Below are 17291 nucleotides of genomic sequence, written 5' to 3' on the forward strand. Positions count from 1 at the left end.
GATTATGCTCCTTTTCCTGTTAAGTCTACGGTTGGGTTAATCAATCCGTATAACAAATCGACCACGGTGTTGGTTACAACGAAGATTAGACCTACGAAAATAACGTAAGCAGTAATCAAAGGTGTATCTACGCGGTTAATAGCCTCAAGGAATAGGAAGCCTGTACCTGGCCACTGAAACACTGTCTCAGTCAAAATGGTGTACGCCACCATAGTACCGATCTGAACACCACCTACCGTTAATACCGGCAACATAGTGTTTTTCAGAGCGTGCTGATAATAGATTTTCTTCAGTGGTAAACCTTTTGCTGTCGCAAATTTAATGTATTCAGAGCTTAGAACTTCCAGCATTTCAGAACGAACTAAACGAATAAACAACGGCAACATGATTGAAGCCAATGAGATACATGGCAAGATCAGGTGCAATAAACCATCAACCGTAAAGTAACCTGATTCCCAACCTAGTAGATTGTAGGTTTCACCACGGCCATAAGATGGCAGCCAGCCCAATTCAATTGAGAAGATATACATCAGCATAATCGCTGTTAAGAAAACCGGGATTGAGATACCGATACTACTGCCGGCCATCACGACTTTCGTAAACAGACTTTTTGGTTTTATTGCCGTATAAACACCAATTGGAATCGAACAAACAACAATGATTAATGACGCGCCAAACACAAGTTCTAGAGTCGCAACGAGCTTGTCTAGAATCACTTCTATCGCTGGGCGTTTAAAGAAATAAGATGTGCCTAAGTCACCCTGCACAGCAGCAGTAACAAAGCGTGTATATTTGGTAATGAAGGGATCGTTCAGACCAAGTTCATCACGCAGCGCTTGACGCTGAGATTCTGAAACAGATTGGCCGACAAGCTCACGTAGCGGGTCACCCAAGTTATCTTGGATGGCAAACGCCACTAAACTGATCACAAACATCACTATCAGTGCCTGAAACAGGCGCTTGACCAGAAACGTAAACATTCCTTGCCCCTTAACTTTCCATGCAAAATTCGGAACACACACACGGTGCGAAAATACTCAGCCTAAAAAACGACATTTTATCCGACTGAAAAAATAAACTGCCTAACTGTCTAGCTGTTAAAACACGCCTTCGATGTCAAACACCGAAGGCGTGGTATTACGTGTTAATGCTTAATCTTACTTAGCGTCAACCACTAGGTCGCCGAAGTAAGGGAAGTCCATTGCGTTCACGATTTCTTTCGCGTGTACGTTAGACTTCGCACCCCAAGCAAGGTTTTGCCAGTGTAGCGGAACAAACGCTGCATCGTTGTACAGAGTCGCTTCTACTTTCTGTAGCATTGCTGAACGTTTAGCAGGATCTGTTTCAACGTTTGCTTCTTCAACTAGCTTATCTACTTCTGGGTTAGAGTAGTGACCACAGTTGTACTGACCTTTACCAGTCTCTTCGTTACGAGTCATAGTCAGGAATTCAGAGAAGTTCGCTGAATCTTCTGTATCCGAGTGCCAACCGATCATCAGCATGTCTGCTGCACAAAGGTCGAATTCAGGCCAGTATTGCGCTTTAGGCATAGTTTTCAGATCAACTTTGATACCGATCTTAGACAGCATTGCAGAAACTGCTTGAGCTACTTTCGCATCGTTCACATAACGGTTGTTTGGAGCGATCATAGTTAGCGTGAAGCCTTTCTCGTAACCCGCTTCTTTCATCAGCTCTTTTGCTTTTTTAAGGTCAAAGCGTGGAACTAGATCTGGGTTATAACCAGCGTAGCCTTTAGGGCTTTGTTGGCCAGCCGCTGTTGCGAAGCCTTTCATGATTTTATCAACGATACCTTCGTTGTTAATCGCATGAACGATAGCTTGACGAACACGAACATCTTTCAACGCTTCGTTGCTAGATTGGTTCATTTGGAACGTGATGATACGAGTACCTGGAAGAGTGATTAGGTCAACGCCTTTCGCTTCTTCAACACGTTTGTGATCGTTTGGCGCTACAGGAGCAATCATGTCTACGTCGCCAGAAAGTAGCGCAGCAACACGAGTCGCGTCTTCTTTGATTGGCACTAGAGTAAGTTTGTCTACGTTACCTTTAGACGCTTTGTCCCAGTAACCGTCAAAACGTTCAAACTCAACTTTAACACCTTGCTCACGTGCAGTTACGATGAACGGACCAGTACCTGATGTGTGAGTAGAAGCAAAAGAGTTTCCGTGTTTCACGATTTCAGCTTTGTCTTTACCGTCTTCACCAGTACCAGAGTAGAACTTGCTGTCCATTGGGAAGATGTAAGTTGCGGTTTGAAGAACAAGCGGGTATGCACCTTTTGACACTAGGTCAAATGTGTAATCATCAACTTTAACCAATTTTTCAAACGGTTCGAAAATCGCTTTGAAATCTGGAGAAACTTGTAGGCGGTCGAATGTCCACACAACATCGTCTGCTGTTAGTTCGTTACCTGAATGGAACTTAACACCTTTGCGTAGGTGGAAACGTACAGTTTTATCGTCAACACGTTCCCATTTTTCCGCTAGGCGGGGTTCAAAATCCAATTCCTGTGTGTAACGAACTAGTGGATCAAATACCATATGAGACATCTGAAGCGTACCACCTGAAAGTTGCTCATGTGGGTCAAGAGACACTGGGTCTGCGTCGTACGCTACTTTGATATCTGCTGCGCTAGCTGCAAAGCTTAAACCAGCGGCCATTAAAGCTAATGCTAATTTGCTTTTCATGGTTTTCATTGCATAACTCCTTATGCGGGAATCCAAATCCCTAGTTGTTGTATTTGCTTCTGCTTAAAATGCCAAACAAGAACGTTTGGTAATGGTTGCGGCTTTAAGCCGTTTCTACTTCTTCTCTCAAGCCTGTAAATTCAGGCATCAAGGAAATCAGTTGTTTACTGTACTCGTGCTGAGGTGAGTTGAAAAGCTGCTCTGTTGGTGCAACTTCTAGCAAGGTCCCCATTTTCATCACACCCACGCGATCACACATCTGGCGAATCACTGGTAAATCGTGACTGATAAACAGCATGGTTAGGTTCAGTTCATCTTGAAGATCTTTCAAAAGGTTCAAGATCTGAGCCTGTACAGATACATCCAACGCGGATGTTGGTTCATCACAAATCAATAAGCGCGGACGAGTTGCGAGTGCACGTGCAATCGAAATACGTTGACGCTGACCACCTGAAAACTCGTGCGGATATTTCACGCCAGCCATTTTGCCTAAGCCAACATGCTCTAATAAGTCATTTACGATTTGTCGAGTTTCTGCTTCACCGCTGGTGAGCTTATGGAAACGAATCGGCTCTGCAACGATATCGAAAATCTTCATACGAGGGTTCATCGACGTATAAGGGTTCTGGAATACCATCTGCATTTGGCGGCGCATAGGACGACGCTCTTTCTCTGATTTCAGAGCGGTTAAATCGATACCTTCAAAAGTTACTCGTCCATCATTTGGCGCATATAGGCCAGCAATAACACGTGCAATGGTCGATTTACCTGAGCCAGATTCACCCACTAAACCGAATGTTTCACCTTCATGCACCTCAAAACTTACATCGTTTGAAGCCTGAACGTACTCACGACGACTTTCGAATAAAGAGTCTTTAGTAACAAAACGCAAGTTAACATTTTCCACTTTCAGTAGTGGGCCTGTGTACTTACGGTTGTCCTGACTTTTGCCCAACCAGTGGTTCTTAATATCAATCGATTTAGTATCCGCAGCTTGCTCGATGTACGTCACAAGAGGGAAACGGTCTAGTTTTTTATCTGAACGAGGTACAGCTGAAATCAGACTGCGAGTGTATTTGTGGTCTGGGTTGCCCAGTACTTTTGCCGTTGGGCCAAACTCAACAAGATCACCACGGTACATTACTGCTACTCGGTCAGTAACGTTAGAAACTACACCCATATCGTGCGTGACCAACATACAACCTACGTTGTTCTTGATACACAGCTCGCGAATAAGGTTTAGAATTTGATCCTGAATCGAAACATCTAACGCCGTCGTTGGTTCATCCGCAATAATCAGGTCAGGTTCACCTGCAAGTGCGATAGCGATAACGACACGTTGACGCATACCACCAGAAAACTGATGAGGATACTGTTTGAGACGGTTTTCTGGTTGAGGAATACCAACTTGCTTCATTAGAGAAAGTGCACGTTGATATGCTTCTTCATCTGAAACCTTCATATTGGCATGAATGGTTTCTGTTAATTGGTGCTCTACTGTAAACAGAGGGTTCAAAGACGTCATTGGGTCTTGGAAAATAAAGCCAATTTTAGAACCGCGCACTTTGCGCATTTTCTCTGGTGATAAACCGGAAATCTTTTCTCCGTCGAGGAACACTTCACCACCAGCAATTGTTCCTGGAGGGCTAAGCAAATCAATAACGGCGTTACCTACGGTAGATTTACCTGCACCAGATTCGCCAACTACACCGACAATTTCACCACGCTCAATATTGAACGAAAGTGATTTTACTGCCGCATGCACACCGTGACGCGAAGGATATTCAATACGAAGGTTTTTTACTTCTAAAAGTGACATTTACACCAGACCTCTACTGCTCGGCAGTTTTCTGCCCTGTCTGCGCCCCATATACCAGTGAAAAATACGAGTAATATGAGTACAAGTGAATCCATTCTTGTCAGTACAAAATTCTGACAATTTACAAGCCCATCAATTTGGCAAATATTTCACAGAAAAGCAACAATGATAGGATAAAAAGTCGATAAAAAACGAATTCAAAGCACTATTATCGAATTTGTATGCAACCAAAACATGATTAGCAATGGTCTTACCTTTTATCTAGCACGTGAAACCACACCAACCAACTTAGCCTTAAACACTAGAAAGTCTTAAAACAGCCATACAATCTAAAATCCACCACATGAATAAAAAATCAAATAAACACCACTTTATACAGTTAACAATTTAGAAACAAAATCAGCATCTATCGATATAATTAAAATTTATGACCACATAAAAATAAAACAGTAGTTTTTAGTTCGAATTAAAAAACACAACAACAGGTGTTTACTCCAAAACTTTTAATTCAATAAATGTGCAAATTTAGTCATTCCAGTTTCAATAGCCAATTTTGTACAAAACTCATCCACTTATACTTTAGACGATTTTTATGTGGCACAAAAAATAGGGCAACAAACCTTGAAACGAATCCCAGAATTTAGCTATAAAAGTTACATAAACATCAGTAAAAACCAAAATCACAGTAACTCTGCACTTAAATACAAAAATGCCCACCGTTTCCATTCAAAGTCATCATTCTAGTTAGCCCACAGATCTAGCATCTCCCAACCAAATACCATACTGACTCAATCTTGAAATTTGTCCCATAAAAAAGCCCCAGTCTTTCAACTGAGGCCTTAATAGTCGTTGGGTGCAGATCCAGAGCATCGGATTAACCCCATTCGGTTCAAATTACTTTATCCATAATGCAAAAAAGCCCCAGTCTTTCGACTGAGGCCTTATATAGTGGTCGGTGAAGAGGGATTCGAACCCCCGACCCTCTGGTCCCAAACCAGATGCGCTACCAAGCTGCGCTATTCACCGACTTATGTTTTATCTTGAACTTAACAAGAAAGGGAACCAAAGTTACCTAAATAATGGGGTGGCCAACGAGGCTTGAACTCGCGACAACCGGAATCACAATCCGGGACTCTACCAACTGAGCTATGGCCACCAAAATAAGTGGTCGGTGAAGAGGGATTCGAACCCCCGACCCTCTGGTCCCAAACCAGATGCGCTACCAAGCTGCGCTATTCACCGACTCATGTTTTATCTCGAAATTCATCAAGAAAGGGAACCGAAGTTACCTAAATAATGGGGTGGCCAACGAGGCTTGAACTCGCGACAACCGGAATCACAATCCGGGACTCTACCAACTGAGCTATGGCCACCACTGATTTTGCCAATTTACTTACGCTCCTGTAAGCATCCGGATGGCGCGCCCGAAAGGATTCGAACCTTCGACCTTTGGCTCCGGAGGCCAACGCTCTATCCAGCTGAGCTACGGGCGCATGCCCTATCGGCGGAGTGGAATAATACGTAGTTCACACTATGTCGTCTAGTATTTTTTCAACTTTTTTTGCCGTTTGATGGCTTTTTCGTCACATGCTTGTTGCTATTACCACAATAAGGATGTGACTAAGCCCTTGAAGATCGCAACTTGTTGTTTATTGCAACAAGTTATCGGGATATAATCACTCACTGTTTACATTGATTTAACAGCAAAGTTAACTTAACAAACATACTAAGTTGCTTTAAATCGCCCTACTCTAAATATAAATAGGTAAGCAGCACTTACCTTCGGAATGTAAAGTGAGTTTATAGGATATGTCTCGATCACTCTTAAGCGTATTGTTCGCTGCTCTAACTTTTTCTACTGCAGCCCTAGCAACTAGCCAAGCTGATTATGATGCTATTGCTGAACGTATTAAACCCGTTGGTAATGTTTACCTAGCAGGTAGTGAGCCTGTTGCTGCTGAGCCTACTGGCCCTCGTGATGGCGCGAAAGTTTACGGTACTTTTTGTATCGCTTGCCACGCATCTGGTGTAAGTGGTGCTCCAATCAAAGGTAACGCTGACCAATGGGCACCTCGTATTGCCCAAGGTAAAGATGTTTTGAAAACACATGCACTTAACGGTCTCAACCTGATGCCACCAAAAGGCACATGTATGGACTGTTCAGACGATGAAATCCTTGCTGCTATCGAGCACATGATTGAAGGTTTATAAGCCTTAAATGTTTTCTATGTAAAAAGGGCTTGGTTTATACCAAGCCCTTTTTATTTCTGTCTGTATCTCGAGCGTTATTTTTTAAACATCGCGCGTAAGTTTGCAATGTGCGCCTGCCCTTTCGCCATACGCTCTTCTGCCGTTTGAGGTTTTTTCTGACTTTCCCATTCCACATCATCAAACGGGAGTTCATCCAAGAAACGGCTTTGAGTTGGTTTAATCAACTCCCCAAACTGGCGGCGTTCTTTACACATAATAAAGGTTAACTCTCGCTGTGCACGCGTAATACCCACATACATTAATCGCCGTTCTTCATCTACGTTATCTTCATCAATACTGGTTTGATGCGGCAAAATTCCCTCTTCAACTCCTAATAGATAGACGTAAGGAAATTCCAGACCTTTAGATGCATGCAATGTCATTAACTGAACCGCATCACTGTCATCATTGTCTTCACCGCGCTCCATCATGTCTCGTAGTGTAAGTCGCTGAACCACTTCTTTAAGTGTTTTCTCTTCTTTGTCTGGATTGTCGCCCTCTAAATCAGCCACAATCCAAGAATAGAGATCAGAGACGTTCTTCATTCGCATCTCTGCTGCTTTGGGGCTTGCTGATGTTTCGTATAACCAATCTTCATAGTTGATATCACGAACCAGCGAGCGCACTGCTTCAACCGTATTGCCGCGCTCTGCATTATCTGCAATCGCCACCAGCCATTGAGTGAATCGACGTAAGTTTTCCAAACCTCTCCCAGAGAGGTGCTGTTCTAAACCTAACTCAAAGCTAGCTTCAAATAAACTTTTGCCGCGCATATTGGCATAGCTGCCCAATTTTTCGAGCGTCACTGGACCAATTTCACGACGAGGTGTATTCACGATACGTAAAAATGCATTGTCATCGTCTGGATTCACCAATACGCGCAGATACGCCATGATGTCTTTAATTTCAGCTCGTGCAAAAAACGAAGTGCCGCCAGAAATTTTGTAAGGCACACGGTTCTGCATCAGGTATTTCTCAATCAAACGTGACTGATGATTACCACGATAAAGAATTGAGTAGTCTCTATATTCCGTTCTATTTAAGAATTTATGGGCAATGATTTCTGCCGTAATGCGTTCTGCTTCGTGCTCATCATTTTTCGCCAAGATTACCTTTAACTTTTCCCCATCAGGAATTTCAGAGAATAGTGATTTTTCATACACGTGCGGGTTATTGGCAATCAAGATGTTCGCTGCGCGAAGAATTCGGCTGGTTGAACGGTAGTTTTGCTCCAGCTTAATCAGTTTTAAGTTAGGAAAATCTTTGCCAAGTAGAACAAGGTTTTGCGGTTTAGCTCCACGCCACGAATAGATTGACTGGTCATCATCACCAACAACAGTTAATCGCGCGCGTTCACCCACTAGCAATTTCACCAGTTCATATTGGCTGGAGTTGGTATCTTGATATTCATCGACTAACAAATAGCGAATGCGATTTTGCCAACGCTGACGAACCTCTTCATTGCCATGCAGAAGCATTACCGGCATAAGAATGAGATCGTCAAAATCGAGAGCGTTATAAGCGCGCATTTGGGTCTGATACATTTCAAAGCAAAATGCAAACAGCTGCATTTGTTCACCCTGAGCAATCGCTTTGGCTTGCGCAGGACTTACCATGTCATTTTTCCAGTTAGAGATAGTGCTCAATAACTGACGTAATAAGTCCTTATCACCATCTAACTGTTTTTCTGTCAGCTCTTTCAGTAACGCCAGTTGATCTTGGTCGTCAAAGAGTGAAAAGCCCGCTTTTAAACCAAGATGTTTATATTCACGACGAATAATATTCAAACCTAAGGTGTGGAAGGTCGAAACCATCAACCCTCTTGATTCTTGGCGCCCGAGAGTTTGACCAACACGCTCTTTCATTTCACGAGCAGCTTTATTGGTAAATGTTACCGCTGCAATATTGCGGGCTTTGTAACCACATTGCTGAACCAAATAGGCTATTTTATTAGTGATTACACGAGTTTTACCTGAACCCGCACCAGCTAAAACCAAGCATGGGCCTGATACATACTTTACGGCTTCGTCTTGTCTTGGGTTCAGCTTCATAGTGTTCTCGAGTCGATAAATAAAGGCCGCTTATGATAATCCGCATAAGCGATGAATTCCAACAAAGTTAAAAGTGTAACTATTTGTCATTTTATTGCACAGGTGTATTGCAAAATGAATACATCGTTGAGCATAATACCGCCAACTTATAAATTTACCTTTTCCCGAGAAGCATTTAGTTCTCGGGTTTACTCGTTAGCAAACGTGTTTAATGGTTTGATTGGGCTATGAATAAACATCACACCAACACGAACTTGGAGCTCTGATCCGAATGAAAAAGTGGACCTTTTTTATGTTACTGATCGCTGTGCTACTTTTTGGCAGCGTTATTGGTTTCAATTTATTCAAGCAACAGAAAATCGCCGAATATCTGGCAAACCGTCCTGAACCAGACTTTCCTGTTACTATCACTGAAGTAAAAGCCAATGACTGGACGCCAGTGATCGAAGCTATCGGTTTTATTGAACCCAACCAAGGTGTGACGTTAACGACTGAAACCAGCGGTGTAATCGACAAGATCTCATTTGAGTCAGGCACTCAGGTTTCTGCAGAACAGCCATTGATATTGTTGGATTCAAAAGTAGAAATTGCCAACCTAAAAAGTACTCAGGCTCGCCTTCCTGCGGCTGAAGCAAAATACAAACGCTATAAAGGTCTTTACACCAAAGGCTCGATTTCAAAAGAATCTTACGATGAAGCAGAAGCAAACTTCTTGTCGCTATCTGCGGACATTGAAAGCTTAAAAGCTTCTATTGAGCGTCGTGAAATCAAAGCTCCATTTGCCGGTGTCGTTGGTATTCGCAATGTTTACCTAGGTCAGTACTTACAACCGGGCACTGATATTGTCCGCTTAGAAGACACTAGCGTAATGCGTCTGCGTTTTACCGTTTCTCAAACTGACATTTCTCGTATTTCGTTAGGACAAGAAGTCGATATCTTTGTCGATTCTTACCCTCAAACCTCATTCACTGGCTCTATTACAGCAATTGAACCTGCTGTCAGTGTTCAAAGTGGTTTGATTCAAGTTCAAGCCGATATACCAAACAACGATGGGCTACTACGTAGCGGTATGTTTGCTCGTGCAAACATTATTCTGCCAAAGCTTGTTGACCAAGTGATTGTTCCTCAAACCGCAATTACCTTTACTCTTTATGGCGACAGCGTGTATGTCATGAAGAAGGTGGATGGTGTGGATCGCGTAGAACAACGCGTAGTCAAAGTTGGTGAACGTAAAGGTTCTGATGCACATGTCCTTAGTGGTCTAGAAATTGGTGATGTTGTGATCACCACAGGGCAGGTTCGTCTAAGTAACAATTCGAAAGTTCGTGTAGTAGAAAGCACTGCAACTACTCCACCAGCTGAAACACCGATGCTGTAACCGGAGGACGCATGCGCTTTACTGATGTTTTTATAAAACGTCCAGTTCTGGCGATATCCATCAGCTTTTTGATTGCACTGCTTGGTCTGCAAGCAATGTTCAAAATGCAGGTAAGTGAATATCCGGAAATGACGAATACAGTAGTAACGGTTTCAACCAGTTACTACGGTGCCAGTGCAGACTTAATCCAAGGTTTTATTACACAACCTTTGGAACAAGCGATCGCACAAGCTGACAACATTGACTATATGACTTCTTCTTCAGTATTAGGTAAGTCCACCATTACTGTGATGATGAAGTTGAACACTGACCCAAATGCCGCATTATCGGATATTTTGGCCAAAACTAACTCCGTGCGTTCTCAGCTACCGAAAGAAGCTGAAGATCCGTCGGTGACAATGTCGACAGGTTCAACGACGGCTGTTCTTTATATCGGTTTTACCAGTGACGAGTTAGCCTCTAGCCAAATCACCGACTACTTAGAGCGCGTAATCAACCCGCAACTGTTTACGGTAAACGGTGTCTCTAAAGTTGACCTTTATGGCGGTATGAAATACGCACTACGAGTTTGGCTTGACCCGTCAAAAATGGCAGCACTGAGCCTGACCGCTACTGATGTTATGGGTGTTTTAAATGCCAATAACTACCAATCAGCAACCGGCCAAGCCACTGGTGAATTCGTTCTTTATAACGGTAGTGTCGATACTCAAGTATCAAATGTGGATGAGCTAAAAAACCTTGTTGTTAAAACGGGCGAAGGTTCTGTCATCCGCTTGAGCGACGTAGCCAAAGTTTCTCTAGAAAAGAGTCATGATGTTTATCGTGCAAGTGCTAATGGACGTGAAGCTGTAGTTGCAGCAATTAACGCAGCGCCAAGTGCGAACCCAATTAACATTGCTGCAGATGTACTAGAACTTCTACCTCAATTGCAAAGCAACCTGCCTAGCAACATTGAAATGAATATTATGTACGACTCTACTATCGCAATTAACGAGTCTATTCAAGAGGTTGTCAAAACCATCCTAGAAGCAGCGCTGATTGTACTGGTCGTAATAACTTTGTTCCTTGGCTCATTCCGTGCAGTACTTATCCCGATTGTAACCATTCCTTTATCGTTAGTCGGTGTTGCTATGGTCATGCAATCCATGGGCTTCTCATGGAACTTGATGACTCTACTTGCAATGGTATTGGCTATTGGTCTGGTAGTAGATGACGCGATTGTTGTACTTGAGAACGTTGACCGTCATATCAAACTCGGAGAGACGCCATTCCGTGCAGCAATTATTGGTACGCGAGAAATTGCCGTTCCGGTTATCGCAATGACACTAACACTAGGTGCGGTTTACGCTCCAATCGCGATGATGGGTGGTATTACTGGTTCGCTCTTTAAAGAGTTTGCTTTGACGTTAGCAGGTGCGGTTTTTGTGTCGGGTATCGTGGCGCTAACACTATCGCCAATGATGTGTTCAAAAATGCTCCAAGCGAACGAAGAGCCGAGCAAGTTTGAGCAAAAAGTTCACCAAGTTTTAGATGGAATGACAGAACGATACGCTCGTATGCTGGATGCTGTCATGCAGCGTCGTCCTGTTATCATTGCGTTTGCGGTTATTGTATTTGCTAGCCTGCCGATGCTGTTTAAGTTTATCCCAAGTGAACTGGCACCATCAGAAGATAAGGGCGTTGTGGTCTTGATGGGTACTGGTCCTTCAAATGCAAACTTGGACTACCTGCAAAATACGATGAACGATGTGAATAAGATTCTATCGGAGCAGAAAGAAGTTCAATTTGCACAGGTATTTACTGGTGTTCCAAACTCAAACCAAGCGTTTGGTATTGCATCCATGGTGCCTTGGAGTGAACGAGAAGCAAGCCAAGCAGAAGTGACCAACCGTGTGGGTACACTCATCCAAAACATTCCGGGTATGGCAGTGACTGCATTCCAAATGCCTGAATTGCCTGGTGCTGGTTCTGGTCTGCCAATTCAGTTTGTTTTGACAACACCAAGCAGCTTCGAAAGCCTGTTTACTATCGCAACAGAAATACTGACGGAAGTGAAATCGAGCCCACTGTTTGTGTATTCAGACTTGGATCTGAATTACGACTCGGCAACGATGAAAATCAATATTGATAAAGACAAAGCGGGTGCTTACGGCGTGACGATGCAAGACATCGGTATCACGTTAGGTACGATGATGGCAGATGGCTACGTTAACCGCATTGACCTAGATGGTCGCTCATATGAAGTGATTCCACAGGTTGAACGTAAATACCGTCTAAACCCTGAATCAATGAAGAACTACTTTGTTCGTGCAGTAGATGGTAAAGCCGTACCTCTGGGTAGCTTAATCAATATTGATGTAATCGCAGAACCTCGTTCACTGCCTCACTTCAACCAATTGAACTCTGCGACTATAGGTGCAGTTCCTTCACCGGGTACCGCTATGGGTGATGCGATCAACTGGTTTGAGAATATTGCAGAAACAAAACTACCGACTGGCTACAATCATGACTACATGGGTGAAGCTCGCCAGTATGTAACTGAAGGGAATGCGTTATACGCTACATTTGGTTTAGCTCTCGCAATCATCTTCTTGGTTCTGGCAATTCAGTTTGAATCTGTCAAAGATCCGCTCGTAATCATGGTATCTGTACCGTTAGCAATCTGTGGTGCATTGATTACTCTGGCGTGGGGTGCAGCAACCATGAATATCTACTCTCAGGTAGGTTTGATTACTTTGGTTGGCCTTATCACTAAACACGGTATCTTGATTTGTGAAGTGGCAAAAGAAGAGCAACTGCACAACAAAAAATCGCGCATTGAAGCCGTAACAGAAGCAGCGAAAGTTCGTCTTCGTCCAATTCTGATGACCACTGCAGCTATGATTGCCGGTCTGATTCCACTGATGTATGCAACCGGAGCGGGTGCTGCGCAGCGATTCAGTATTGGTATTGTAATCGTTGCAGGCTTGTCTATTGGTACGCTGTTTACTCTGTTCGTGCTACCAGTGATTTATAGTTACTTAGCCGAGAAACACAAACCTTTACCTGTGTTTGTCGAAGCTGAAGAACTTGAAGCTCTGGCTCGCTTTGATAAAGAGCAACAAGCAAGTCGCGATTAATTTCATGTACTCATAATCACAAAAGGTCACATCTGTGGCCTTTTTTATTGCTGCAATTAACGACTTTTGGGCACGAATTGAATAGAATGTCCGCCATAAAGATAGGAGAGAAACCCGATGTTTGACCCAAAGAAACTCGAGCAAATTGCTAAGCAAATTCACGAATCAATGCCTCAACCGGTCAAAGAGCTGGGTGCTGACGTTGAACAAAAAGTACGCCAAGTTATCCAAGGCCAGCTTAACAAACTGGACGTAGTGAGCCGTGAAGAGTTTGATGTTCAAACTCAAGTGCTGCTTCGCACCCGTCAAAAGCTAACGGAAATGGAGCAGAAATTGGCTGAGCTAGAAAGCAAAATCGCTGCTAAGTAATTTCATTATCCGATAAACAGTAAAAGGGCTGAATCTTACGACTCAGCCCTTTTTGTTCTTGTTGTGTTTGCTTTTATATTTATTGTGGTAACGCTATGCCAGCCTTTGAGTTTTTAGTGTTTGGCTGGCATTGACCTTATATTAGTCACCTACCGCGATGCGCTTCATATCTTTCATGTAGCCACGTAGCTCTTCACCGATGTATTCCACAGGGTGGTTACGGATGATGCTGTTAACTTCGATAAGTTTCGCGTTATCTACTTGGTTAGACACTTCGCCTAGACCTTTACCGATTACGTCAGTACCTACGTTTGGCATGAACTTCTCACGTAGTAGAGGCGTTGCAACGTTTGCGAATAGGTAGTTACCGTATTCCGCAGTATCAGAGATAACTACGTTCATTTCGTATAGACGCTTACGAGCAACAGTGTTCGCAATTAGTGGTAGCTCATGTAGAGATTCGTAGTAAGCAGACTCGTCGATAATGCCTGATGCTGTCATCGCTTCGAATGCTAATTCAACCCCAGCACGTACCATTGCAATCATAAGGATACCGTTGTCGAAGTATTCTTGTTCGCTGATTTTCGCATCTGATGTTGGGTAGTTTTCGAATGCAGTTTCTGCAGTCTCTGCACGCCAGCCTAGTAGGTTCGCGTCATCATTTGCCCAGTCAGCCATCATAGTGCTAGAGAAGTGACCAGAGATGATGTCATCCATGTGCTTGTTGTACAGTGGACGCATTAGCTCTTTTAGCTCTTCAGAAAGCTCAAATGCTTTGATTTTAGCTGGGTTAGATAGACGGTCCATCATGTGAGTGATACCACCGAACTTTAATGCTTCAGTAATAGTTTCCCAACCGTATTGAAGTAAACGACCTGCGTAACCAGCATCAATACCTTCAGCAATCATTTTCTCGTAACAAACGATAGAGCCTGCTTGCAACATACCACATAGGATAGTTTGCTCACCCATTAGGTCAGATTTTACTTCTGCTACGAATGAAGACTCTAGACAGCCAGCACGGTGACCACCTGTTGCTGCAGCCCAAGCTTTAGCGATATCCCAACCTTCACCTTGAGGATCATTTTCTGGGTGAACTGCGATTAGAGTAGGAACACCGAAACCACGTTTGTATTCTTCACGAACTTCAGTACCAGGACACTTAGGCGCAACCATGACAACAGTAATGTCTTTACGAATTTGCATGCCTTCTTCAACGATGTTGAAGCCGTGTGAGTAACCTAATGCTGCGCCTTTTTTCATTAGAGGCATAACCGTTTCAACAACGTTAGAGTGTTGCTTGTCAGGAGTTAGGTTAACTACTAGGTCAGCTTGAGGGATCAAATCTTCATAGCTGCCAACGTTGAAGCCGTTGTCTTTTGCATTTTTGTAAGATTGACGCTTTTCATCAATCGCTGCTTGGCGAAGTGCATAAGAAACGTCTAGGCCAGAATCACGCATGTTTAGACCTTGGTTAAGGCCTTGAGCACCACAACCTACGATGACCACTTTTTTACCTTTTAGGTAATCTGCTTCTGTTGCGAATTCTGCGCGGTCCATGAAACGACAACGACCTAGTTGGTCCAATTGCTCACGTAGGTTTAATGTATTGAAATAGTTAGCCATTAGGGTGCTCCTGAAATTATCTGTCCGTAGGGTCGGTGGCTCTGCACCGAATGAGTTCATACTAAATCAGACAATTGATTGCTGAAAGTGATATATTCACAATTAGTTATTGCAATAAATGCAACATGGAAAAGTTCATGAATATAAAAACCATTAAGTTGTTTCTCGATATCTGTGACAGTAAGAATTTCAGCAAGTCAGCCACATCAATGCATGTCAGCCCTTCAGCATTAAGCCGACAAATACAAAAGCTGGAAGAAGAGATCGGGCATCCTTTATTTATCCGAGACAATAGAAGTGTGGAACTCACACCCGCTGGTGAAAAGCTGCTACCTGTTGCGATCAAAATGGTGCATGACTGGACGCAGTTTCAATCGCAAATCAACGCACATGATCAAGAACTGAAAGGGGAGATTCGCCTCTTCTGCTCTGTGACCGCAAGCTATAGCCATCTTCCACAGCTATTAAGCTCGTTTCGCCTCAAACACCCTTTCATCGAATTTAAACTGCTGACAGGCGATCCTGCTCAGGCGATCGATAAGATTCTCAATGATGAAGCCGATATCGCAATCTCTGCAATGCCAGAAAGTCTGCCATCAAAAGTAGAATTCACCACGATAAGCGAAATACCGCTTTCAGTCATTGCACCTTTAGGTATAAGCAGTTGGGTAGAGGAAGTACATAAAGAGAAACCCGATTGGAGCCAGATTCCTTTTATTGTGCCGGAATCAGGAACAGCGAGAGATCGTGCAAATACTTGGTTCAAGAAAATGAAAATCAAACCGAGCATCTATGCTCAAATAGCTGGTCATGAAGCGATTGTCAGTATGGTCGCACTAGGGTGTGGTGTAGGTATCGCACCGGATGTTGTTATAAACAACAGCCCAGTGCGAGACAGTATCCAGCGCTTATCCTTTTCGCCAATCAAACCTTTTCAGCTTGGTGTCTGTTGCCGACGCTCACAATTGGATAACCCATTGGTCAAAGCACTGTGGGAGCTTGCTGAGGGAACGTTTATTTCTCAATAACTACACTTTTGAAAATGCAGAACGGTAAATCTTAGAACGGGTAAATGCGAATACCAAAGTTCACACTATTGGAAATACCGTAGGTTGAGATTGATTGCGCATCGCTTTCAATCTCAAAGCTTTGATCCGTTAAAGAAACTGAAGCGGTAAGCTCTACATAAGAGTTGAGGCGATAATCAACACCAAAGCTACCTGTAACGCCGAACACATCGATCTCTGCGTCGTCGACGTCATCACTTCCCATTCCCAACGCTACACTAAAGAATGGAACAAAGCGGTCATTATCAAAAGCCCACTTAGTAATACTGCGTTTATAGGTGATAGATGTGTAAGAGAACAGATCCTGATGACTTAACATCAACCAACTCGCATCATCTACTTTATAACCAACGCCAAGCACTTTAGAGATCTCAGTATCTAGTTCAAAGTCTCCATCGACATACAATGGCTCAACCCAGTTGTAGCCGACATCCACAAACAATTTACTGAAGTTCTCATCATCATTGAATGCCATTACCGCAGTACTAAAAGGGATGATCAGTAGCGCTAAATACTTGTTCACAGGAAACCTCAATCTCTAAATACAATAAAACCTTGTGCGCGTGTTTATCCATTTAGTTGTTGCACACTAAGTTAATACGGCAATTCAGACATGAAAATTTCAGTTTTATAAGATAACGATGAGATAAAGTGCTGTAATGAATATTGAATAGATAGCAAAAAGCCCGCTATTTCTAGCGGGCTTTGCAATGTGGCGGAGAGATAGGGATTTGAACCCTAGGATAGCTATTAACCATCGCCGGTTTTCAAGACCGGTGCTTTAAACCACTCAGCCATCTCTCCACAAATTGTCATCGTCAGATTAGTACACTGATGATGTGTTACTCGTTATAACAAGTAACTTTACCTTTTTATCTTCACTTTTTAAAAAAGTGAAAAAAAA

General features: G+C 43.1%; 11 protein-coding genes and 6 tRNA genes. 5 read left to right on the top strand and 12 right to left on the bottom strand.

Features of this window, described 5'->3' with window-relative positions; translation table 11 throughout:
- Positions 1-2 precede the first annotated feature (2 nt).
- The 8 genes from ACOSVQ_RS18670 to ACOSVQ_RS18705 form a co-directional block, all read right to left on the bottom strand.
- Positions 3-980 (bottom strand): ABC transporter permease, encoded by a 978-nt coding sequence (locus tag ACOSVQ_RS18670; RefSeq protein WP_491983932.1) that lies wholly within the window; start codon positions 978-980, stop codon positions 3-5.
- A gap of 177 nt (positions 981-1157) precedes the next feature.
- Entirely contained in the window at positions 1158-2717 is a 1560-nt protein-coding gene (locus tag ACOSVQ_RS18675; protein WP_165309964.1) for an ABC transporter substrate-binding protein, read from the bottom strand.
- Positions 2718-2811: 94 nt separating this feature from the next.
- A complete protein-coding gene (locus ACOSVQ_RS18680) occupies positions 2812-4527 on the bottom strand; it encodes an ABC transporter ATP-binding protein (RefSeq protein ID WP_491983935.1) in 1716 nt (571 codons plus the stop codon).
- A 949-nt stretch (positions 4528-5476) separates the two neighbouring features.
- Positions 5477-5553 (bottom strand) — tRNA-Pro (locus ACOSVQ_RS18685).
- 54 nt (positions 5554-5607) lie between these two features.
- A tRNA-His gene (locus tag ACOSVQ_RS18690) sits at positions 5608-5683 on the bottom strand.
- Positions 5684-5692: 9 nt separating this feature from the next.
- A tRNA-Pro gene (locus ACOSVQ_RS18695) sits at positions 5693-5769 on the bottom strand.
- A 55-nt stretch (positions 5770-5824) separates the two neighbouring features.
- Positions 5825-5900 (bottom strand) — tRNA-His (locus tag ACOSVQ_RS18700).
- A 43-nt stretch (positions 5901-5943) separates the two neighbouring features.
- Positions 5944-6020: transfer RNA gene (locus ACOSVQ_RS18705), tRNA-Arg, on the bottom strand.
- Between the two features lie 316 nt (positions 6021-6336).
- Here ACOSVQ_RS18705 and ACOSVQ_RS18710 point away from each other — a divergent pair.
- Positions 6337-6738 (top strand): c-type cytochrome, encoded by a 402-nt coding sequence (locus tag ACOSVQ_RS18710; protein ID WP_491983936.1) that lies wholly within the window; start codon positions 6337-6339, stop codon positions 6736-6738.
- Positions 6739-6812: 74 nt separating this feature from the next.
- Here the strand turns inward: ACOSVQ_RS18710 and rep are convergent, their stop codons facing one another.
- The gene (gene rep / locus ACOSVQ_RS18715) at positions 6813-8828 is read right to left on the bottom strand and encodes a DNA helicase Rep (RefSeq protein ID WP_491983937.1); all 2016 of its coding nucleotides are present in this window, start codon (positions 8826-8828) and stop codon (positions 6813-6815) included.
- Positions 8829-9099: 271 nt separating this feature from the next.
- Here rep and ACOSVQ_RS18720 point away from each other — a divergent pair, with 271 nt between their 5' ends.
- The 3 genes from ACOSVQ_RS18720 (at position 9100) to ubiK (ending at position 13694) form a co-directional block, all read left to right on the top strand.
- The gene (locus tag ACOSVQ_RS18720; protein WP_491983938.1) at positions 9100-10206 is read left to right on the top strand and encodes an efflux RND transporter periplasmic adaptor subunit; all 1107 of its coding nucleotides are present in this window, start codon (positions 9100-9102) and stop codon (positions 10204-10206) included.
- An 11-nt stretch (positions 10207-10217) separates the two neighbouring features.
- Complete coding sequence (locus tag ACOSVQ_RS18725; protein WP_491983939.1) at positions 10218-13325, top strand: multidrug efflux RND transporter permease subunit; 3108 nt, start codon at positions 10218-10220, stop codon at positions 13323-13325.
- Positions 13326-13442: 117 nt separating this feature from the next.
- Positions 13443-13694 (top strand): ubiquinone biosynthesis accessory factor UbiK, encoded by a 252-nt coding sequence (ubiK, locus tag ACOSVQ_RS18730; protein ID WP_165309958.1) that lies wholly within the window; start codon positions 13443-13445, stop codon positions 13692-13694.
- 141 nt (positions 13695-13835) lie between these two features.
- On the opposite strand, the gene ilvC is transcribed toward ubiK, so the two are convergent.
- Positions 13836-15320, bottom strand: a complete 1485-nt coding sequence (gene ilvC / locus ACOSVQ_RS18735; RefSeq protein ID WP_491983940.1) for a ketol-acid reductoisomerase — start codon at positions 15318-15320, stop codon at positions 13836-13838.
- A gap of 137 nt (positions 15321-15457) precedes the next feature.
- On the opposite strand from ilvC, the gene ilvY reads away from it, so the two are divergent.
- A complete protein-coding gene (ilvY, locus tag ACOSVQ_RS18740; RefSeq protein ID WP_491983942.1) occupies positions 15458-16348 on the top strand; it encodes an HTH-type transcriptional activator IlvY in 891 nt (296 codons plus the stop codon).
- Positions 16349-16379: 31 nt separating this feature from the next.
- Here ilvY and ACOSVQ_RS18745 read toward each other — a convergent pair whose 3' ends face one another.
- Complete coding sequence (locus tag ACOSVQ_RS18745) at positions 16380-16910, bottom strand: hypothetical protein (RefSeq protein WP_491983943.1); 531 nt, start codon at positions 16908-16910, stop codon at positions 16380-16382.
- 190 nt (positions 16911-17100) lie between these two features.
- A tRNA-Ser gene (locus ACOSVQ_RS18750) sits at positions 17101-17191 on the bottom strand.
- Positions 17192-17291: the final 100 nt, after the last annotated feature.

It is taken from the genome of Vibrio sp. HM8-C (genome assembly GCF_058630515.1).

Coding starts and splice junctions, on each gene's coding strand:
- ACOSVQ_RS18680 (WP_491983935.1), bottom strand. CDS start 4,527: ATGTCACTTTTAGAAGTAAAAAACCTTCGTATTGAATATCCTTCGCGT.
- ACOSVQ_RS18710 (WP_491983936.1), top strand. CDS start 6,337: ATGTCTCGATCACTCTTAAGCGTATTGTTCGCTGCTCTAACTTTTTCT.
- ACOSVQ_RS18675 (WP_165309964.1), bottom strand. CDS start 2,717: ATGAAAACCATGAAAAGCAAATTAGCATTAGCTTTAATGGCCGCTGGT.
- ACOSVQ_RS18725 (WP_491983939.1), top strand. CDS start 10,218: ATGCGCTTTACTGATGTTTTTATAAAACGTCCAGTTCTGGCGATATCC.
- ACOSVQ_RS18670 (WP_491983932.1), bottom strand. CDS start 980: ATGTTTACGTTTCTGGTCAAGCGCCTGTTTCAGGCACTGATAGTGATG.
- rep (WP_491983937.1), bottom strand. CDS start 8,828: ATGAAGCTGAACCCAAGACAAGACGAAGCCGTAAAGTATGTATCAGGC.
- ilvC (WP_491983940.1), bottom strand. CDS start 15,320: ATGGCTAACTATTTCAATACATTAAACCTACGTGAGCAATTGGACCAA.
- ACOSVQ_RS18720 (WP_491983938.1), top strand. CDS start 9,100: ATGAAAAAGTGGACCTTTTTTATGTTACTGATCGCTGTGCTACTTTTT.
- ilvY (WP_491983942.1), top strand. CDS start 15,458: ATGAATATAAAAACCATTAAGTTGTTTCTCGATATCTGTGACAGTAAG.
- ubiK (WP_165309958.1), top strand. CDS start 13,443: ATGTTTGACCCAAAGAAACTCGAGCAAATTGCTAAGCAAATTCACGAA.